At 68.1% G+C, this 5,484-nt stretch carries 5 protein-coding genes; 1 reads left to right on the top strand and 4 read right to left on the bottom strand.

The window, feature by feature from the left end; all coding sequences use genetic code 11:
• The 4 genes from AC2VON_RS11535 to AC2VON_RS11550 all read right to left on the bottom strand — a co-directional run.
• Positions 1–290, bottom strand: a 290-nt coding sequence (locus AC2VON_RS11535; protein ID WP_486953086.1) for a hypothetical protein, incomplete at its 3' end; no start/stop codon positions are given.
• Entirely contained in the window at positions 287–1,933 is a 1,647-nt protein-coding gene (eccB, locus tag AC2VON_RS11540) for a type VII secretion protein EccB (protein ID WP_486953087.1), read from the bottom strand. The genes eccB and AC2VON_RS11535, both read right to left, overlap by 4 nt.
• The gene (eccA, locus tag AC2VON_RS11545; protein WP_486953088.1) at positions 1,930–3,771 is read right to left on the bottom strand and encodes a type VII secretion AAA-ATPase EccA; all 1,842 of its coding nucleotides are present in this window, start codon (positions 3,769–3,771) and stop codon (positions 1,930–1,932) included. The genes eccB and eccA overlap by 4 nt, the downstream gene beginning before the upstream one ends.
• Before the next feature lie 159 nt (positions 3,772–3,930).
• Positions 3,931–4,839, bottom strand: coding sequence for a class I SAM-dependent methyltransferase (locus AC2VON_RS11550; protein WP_486953089.1), 909 nt, complete (start codon positions 4,837–4,839; stop codon positions 3,931–3,933).
• Between the two features lie 264 nt (positions 4,840–5,103).
• On the opposite strand from AC2VON_RS11550, the gene AC2VON_RS11555 reads away from it, so the two are divergent.
• Positions 5,104–5,352, top strand: a complete 249-nt coding sequence (locus tag AC2VON_RS11555; RefSeq protein WP_486953090.1) for a type II toxin-antitoxin system Phd/YefM family antitoxin — start codon at positions 5,104–5,106, stop codon at positions 5,350–5,352.
• Positions 5,353–5,484 lie beyond the last annotated feature (132 nt).

Consider the following 5,484-nt stretch of genomic DNA (forward strand, 5'->3'; position numbering starts at 1 on the left):
TCCACGGTGCGGGCCAACTTGTCCCCGCCGCCGCGGTAGATGCCGGCCGCCGCCACCAGCAGAGCGAACGGGAAGAACAGCATCACCGGGGAGATCAGCCGCATCCCGGTGGCGACCATCGCGATGACCATGCCGACGATCAAGATCACGATCACCACCGGCAAGGCGCGCTGCAAAAAGGATGCCGGGATCACCCGGGGCAGCTGCGGGGGTGGTTCGACGGTGATGGTGCCCGTGTCGGCCGGCGGCGGCGGTAGCCGGCGACGGGCCTCGAAGATCAGTCGGCTCATCGGGTCTCACCTCCGACCAGTCCCGTCGCGGCCCGGCGGCCGCCTCGCTGATCCGGTGCCAGCCCGTCGTGGGCCACCAGTGCGTCGGCACGTGACAAGGTGGGGCCGGGCGCGAACAGCGACAGCACCGACCACGGGACATCGAGCGCCGGGGCATTCACGCCGAGGGCCGAGGCCGTGTCGGCGTGGCCGGCGTCAACCCCGTTACCTGCCTCGGCACTGATGCCGTACCGGACGCCGGTATCGGAGATCCAGAACAGCGGCCCACCCGCGGTCCCGGTAGTCGGAGCAGTCGGGTACCCGCTGACGTTCGCGACGAAGTAACCGGTGCCGGGTGTCAGCGCGACACGACTGGCAGCGCCGCCCACACCGGCGCCGACCAGATCCAGGGTGCGCATGCCAGTGGGCAGCGGCAGCGCCGGGCCCGACAGCAGCTCCAGCTCTGCGGTGCTGGCCCCGGCGGGTTTGCTCCAACGCACGCAGGTGACCGGCTCGCGAACCGGGTCGGTGACGCTGACCGGCTGCTCCGGGTAGCGGGAGGTGTCCAGCGCTCGCGACACCGGCAGCCGAGCTATTTCGTCGGCGCCGAGCCGGGGCGGCCGGTCCAGGCCGTAGGAGTCGGTGTTGCGCAGCACCGCCGCGACCACGCCGGAGACGGGCTGCAACCCGTCGGGCATGACCGCGTAGTACAGCATGGTGTTGATGGCGTTGTCTGTCGCGTAGGCGGCCACGACCGCACCCACCGGCGCCGGCGGTGCCGACGGGGGCAGATCGAACTGCGGCTTGCCTCCGGCGCCCGCGATCACCGGTGCGGTCAGCGCCGGCGCCTCCGGAACGGCGTTGAACAACCCGGACGCGATCGGGCGCGGTGCGGGTACGTCAGCACCGGGACCACTCAGACCGAGCGCGCTGGTGACGGCGTGGTCCGCCAGGTCGATACGGCTGCGTTTGCCGTCCCACAGCAGCCAGGTGCCCGCACCACTGTCACCACCGTCGGCGAGCACCGCGCGGCGCGGCCCCAGGGCGGCGGCCCGCGCACCGCCGCCTTGCGGCGGGCCGGCGATCACCGTCACGCCGGGGGCAGCACCGGAGGCGCCACCGTCGCACACCGTCCAGTCCGCGTCGCGTGCGCTGTTTTGCACCATGCGCTCCGGCGCACCCGGAATTCCCACCAGGTTGCCGCGTGGGAATGCGTCCAACCTGCTGCTTTTCACTGCGGTCGGGCCGACCGGCCGACCGACGATCAGCCGCGCCGAGGTCAGGTTGAGCACCGGGTGCAGCTGGTCGCCGACCCGCACATACAGGGCCGAGGTGGACTTGTCGGAGAGCACCTGGTCGTTGCCGGCCACGCTGTTGGGCGAGATCAGCGTGAACGCAAAGCAGCCCGCCGCCACGGTGGCCAGGACCAGCACCCCCATCGACACCGCACGCATCTGGGTGCGCAGCGGGTCCACGAGCAGCCGGGTGTCGTGGAGGGCGACACCCGCGGCGATCCGCCGCATCACGAATCGCCAGCCGCTGACCTGATGCTTGGTGACGAAACCGCGGCGGTAGACCACCTGGTCAGGGTTGCCGTTGGCCGGGGTGCGCGACGCGAACGAGCGCCGGTCTTCCCCGGGCGTGCCGGACTGCTGGGTGGTCATGCCGGCATCTCCAGGCCCAGGCCTTCCAGCAGCGACCGCACCGTATTGCCGACATCGACGTTGGTGATCGTCATCAGCTCGTCGTCGGTGAACTCGCCGGTTTGGGCGTGTTCGGAGTGATCCAACCGGAATTCGCGTTCCTCTTCGGACTTTTCCACGACGTTGCGCACGAACCGGCCATTGCCGGCGATATCCAGGCCGCGACGTTCGACGCCCGCATTGTCGGCTTTCTTCATCTCGGCCAGATGGGAGAACAGTGCTTCGAGATCATCCAGCGCGGACTTTTCGAAGACGCTGTCGCGCTTAGTGGCCATGTAGTTCGCGATCTCGATCAACTCGGCGGGCTTGTAGGACGGGAAGTCGATGGTTCGCGTGAACCGCGACCGCAGCCCTTGGTTGGTGTCGAGGAACCGATCCAGGTCGGCGCGGTAGCCGGCGATAATAACCACCAGCCGATCGCGGTCGTTTTCCATCCGGGCCAGCAGGGTATCGATGGCCACCAGGCCGAAATCGTTCTTGGCGCCGGTGGCCACCAGCGCATATGCCTCGTCGAGGAAGAGCACCCCGTCCAGTGCGCCGTCGATGATCGTGTTGGTCTTGGCCTCGGTCTCGCCGATGTGCTGGCCGATCAAATCGGCGCGGTGGACCTCTTTGATGTTCTCCTTCTTCAACAGGCCCAGACCACAGTAGATTTTCGCGACGACGCGGGCGATGGTGGTCTTGCCGGTCCCGGGCGGCCCAGTGAAAACCAGGTGGTGGGTGCGCTGCGCCACTTCCAGCCCGCGTGCCTTGCGCACCAACTCCATCGCGACCGCGCTCTTGAGCCGCGCCACCTGGTCTTTGACCTTCTCGAGGCCGATGAACTCACCGAGCTCGCGCTCGGCCTCTTTCAGCAGCGCAGCCTTGCGCTCCTGGGCTCCGGGGTCGACGAAATCGCCTGGCTCGGGCTCGGTCTCGGGGTCCCAGGGGTCGGTGCGCGCGTCGATGCGGTCCGCGGTGGTGGTGGCGATCCCGAAACTGGTATCCGACAGCGCCTGTTCGACTTCGGTGTTCTCCGGGTTGGCTGCGTACAAGTCCTGCAGCACCTCCCGGGCGGTCTCCTCGTCGCCGTCGGCGCGCAGCACCAGCCCCCTGGCCAGCGCGCCGTCCACCGCGGCAAGGGTCACCGGACCGTCGGGCTCCTCCAGGTAGGACAGTGCGGGGGCGTACATGCCCAGCCGGGCCAGCGCGATCCCCAGCGTGATCTTGGCGGCGTGCGCGAAGGACTCGTCGAGGCCGGGGTCGTTGACGATCGGGGAGAGCAGCTTGACCACATCCGGCCAGCGCTGGGCGCGGTAGTGCACGGCGACCGCGACCCAGCGGGCGTCGAGCCAGCCGGGGCGGCGTCCGGCGACGCCGCCGACCAGCCGGTGGGCGTCCGCGTACTGGCCTTCCATGGCCAGCACGGCAGCGTGCGCCAGGTGGAAGTCGTCGGGTTCGGTGGCGCGAAACCGCAGGTACAGACCGGTGTCGTAGCGAAAGCCCAACGCGCCGCGCGGTAAATCCAGCCGTCGCTGCAGGGCACCCGCGGTGGCCGCGGTCCGTGCGATCGTTTTCAACACCGGCGCGGAGACGTCACCGGCCGCAGCCAGCCCGGTCCACGCGTCACAGTGGTCGTGGGCGACGCGGGTCAGCGCCGCGAAACCCGTGCGGGCGGTGGGCAGGTCGGCGGGGCGTTGGCGCTGGTGCACCGGTATGCCCAGTGCCCGGCAACAGGTGGCGAACCGGCTGACGGTCTCCTCATCCACCCGGGCAGCGGTGGCGCGGGCCGCGAGGAGGCTGACATCAGCGTCACTCATGCTCGCGCCACCCTCTCAAAGTAGTGTTGCCTAAGCTAACTTTGCTGAAGTTAGCATTGCGTAAGCTAACTGTCGAGTAGTCCGGGTCGGTCAATCAGCGCTCCTTGTTGAAAACGATTGTCGATGTCTCCGGTGTGCACGATACTCCACACTGCCGGGCTATCCCCTGGTGGCAGTGACCAGGGAGTTGCGCCCAATCATCGGCCCCGCCTCGGAGTCCGGCGCCGGAACCGGCCGGCCCACCCCGCGCAGGTAATCCGCCAGCGGGGTCACCGTCGCGGTCCAGCACCGTTCGCCGAACCACTGGTCCGCCGGTGCGCACCGCTCGTTGTAGACCAGTTGATGGAAGATCCGGCGGCCGTGATCATCGGGATCGGCGCTGCGCTCCGCTTCGACCGCGGCCGCGAAATCATCGGGCGGCATCGGTGCACCGTCCTCGACGGCCACCTGGCTGCCGGGGCCGGCCAGCGAGTCGACGCCGGTGAACAGCTGCTCCTGGGCGGCCGCCGGAAGATAGATCAGCAATCCCTCGGCGATCCACGCCGACGGCTTGGCCGGGTCGAAGCCGCTGTCCTGCAGCGCTTGGGGCCAGTCCTCGCGGAGGTCGATCGCCACCTCCCGGCGCTCGGCATTGGGTTGGGCGCCGTGCTGGCCCAGAACGTAGCGTTTGAAGGCGAGCACCTGCGGCTGGTCCAGCTCATAGATCGTCGTGGCATCCGGCCAGGACAGCCGATAGGCGCGAGAGTCCAGGCCGGCGGCCAAGATCACCACCTGGCGCACCCCGGCGTCGGCGGCGCGGCGGAAGTAGTCGTCGAAGTAGCGGGTGCGGGCACCCTGGAAGTTGACGAAGTGTTCGCCGAATTCGGCGCTCTTCAGCCTATGGTCGGGGCACTTGCCGGCGAGCAGGTCCGCCCACTGCCCGCCGACCGCCCGGCAGAACACCTGCGCATACGGGTCGACGGCCAGCGGCTCGGGTTTTTGTGCCTCCAGCGCCCGGGCGGCGGCCACGAACAAAGCCGTCGAACCGACACTGGTGGTGATGTCCCAGCTATCGCCTTCGCTACGCACCAAACAGACCCTACGCGCGGGTGTGTGCCGAGCGATTCCCGGCCGTGCGGTGCCACCACTGACCGCCAACAGCCTGCCGGCCTCCGGGACCCGCACATTCAGCATGGGTCAAACCATACACAGATACGGATGAACTAGGGTAGATCATCCGCAGATAGGCATTGGATCCATTATGAAATCCGCTGTTGCGGAGATCCTTTGACGTGCTGTAGCGTGCTGTAGCGTACTGTAGCGTACTGTAGCGTACTGTGCTACAGTTACGCCATGGCTAGGACAATCGCGCAGCGCGATCTCCGCAATGACAATGCGAAAGTGATCGATGCGGTAGCGGCGGGTGAGACGCTCGTCGTGACGCGCAATGGCGAACCGGTGGCCGAACTTCGCCCGATGCGGGCCGTTCGCCGCACGTTCATCCCTCGCGGCGAAGTCGCGGCGTTGGCCCGCGCCGCTGTGCGCATTGATCATCGCCAGTTCCGCGCCGATCTCGACCGCTTGATCGACCAGGGTCTTTGAGGTGACATCCGGTCTTTTGGACACGTCGATCGTCATCGACTGGCACGACCCGACGGTCGTTGCCGCACTCCCCGACGAGATGGCGATTTCGGCTATTACCGCTGCCGAATTGGCTGCCGGGCCGCTACTTGC

The sequence above is a fragment of the Mycobacterium sp. TH-M82 genome (genome assembly GCF_057473605.1).